Source organism: Lentzea flava (assembly GCF_014648475.1).
GTDB classification, from domain to species: Bacteria; Actinomycetota; Actinomycetes; order Mycobacteriales; family Pseudonocardiaceae; genus Lentzea; species Lentzea flava.
The window spans coordinates 1-1056 of the sequence record NZ_BMRE01000145.1 but is presented as its reverse complement, the minus strand read 5'-3'; the positions used below and the strand labels follow the sequence as shown (position 1 = coordinate 1056).

The 1056-nt window shown below is 70.8% G+C and carries 1 protein-coding gene; it reads left to right on the top strand.

Annotated features, from left to right (window positions below):
* On the top strand, positions 1–1056 hold a 1056-nt coding region (locus IEZ09_RS45880; protein WP_189260142.1), incomplete at both ends, for a chymotrypsin family serine protease.

The window sequence follows — 1056 nt, the reverse complement described above, 5'->3', positions numbered from 1 at the left end:
TCACCCAGGGCCGCGACACCGGCACCAAGTGCGTGCTGGTGCTGGTGGACATGAAGCTGGACAAGCAACTGCTCGGCAAGGACGACCTGATTCCGGCCCGGATCGGGCAGGTTCCCACCGATGTCGTGGAGATCGGCGTCGTGCAAGCCGGCGCCGGTCCCGCTCTCACCACGCCCAGCCCCGCGGAGCTGGTCGAGATGCTGGCGTGGGACTCCCAGCACCACCCCGCTGGTGAGGACATGACGCTGACGCCCGTGCAGCGAGACCACGTCACCGCCTGGGCCCGCGCCGCCCGCGCGCACGCCGGGCTGCCCGCCACCGGAGCCGGGCCAATGTCCGCCGCCCGGCTGCGGCCCGCGGTCGGTGACCTGAGCATCGGGCATTACAGAGGCACCGCCGGCACGCTCGGCATCTGCTGCACAGACGCGCCCGCTATCGCCGTGGGCGGGATGAACGGGCGGACGCCCACCATGATGATGCCGGCGCAATCACGGCGGTTCTACGTGCTGTCCAACAACCATGTGCTGGCCAACTGCAACGACGCCGCGATCGGGGACCCGATCCTGCAGCCCGCCCCCGCCGACGGCGGCACCCACCACAGCGACACCCTCGCCCGGCTCGCGCGGTTCGTGCCGATCAAGTTCGGCACCGACCGGACCACGATGCCGATCAACATGGTGGACGCGGCGATCGCTGAGACCCGGTTCGACCAGGTCGACCGGCGCGTGCACTGGATCGGCGAACCCCGCCACACCAACCCGGCCCCGATGATCGGCCAGGCCCTCCAGGCCAGCGGACGAGCCAGCCACTACAGCACCAGCCGGGTCGTCGCGGTCAACGCCACCGTGATCGTGCACTACCCCGGCGGCCGCACGGCCCGCTTCGCCAAACAGATCCTCAGCCCGGCCATGACCACCGCCGGCGACTCCGGCGCCCTCGGCCTGGACACCGAACGGCGGCCGGTAGGCCTGCTGTTCGCCCACTCCCCACGGGTCAGCGTGTTCAACCCGGTCCCGCTGATCGAGCAGATGCTGGGCATCTGCATCACCGATCCCG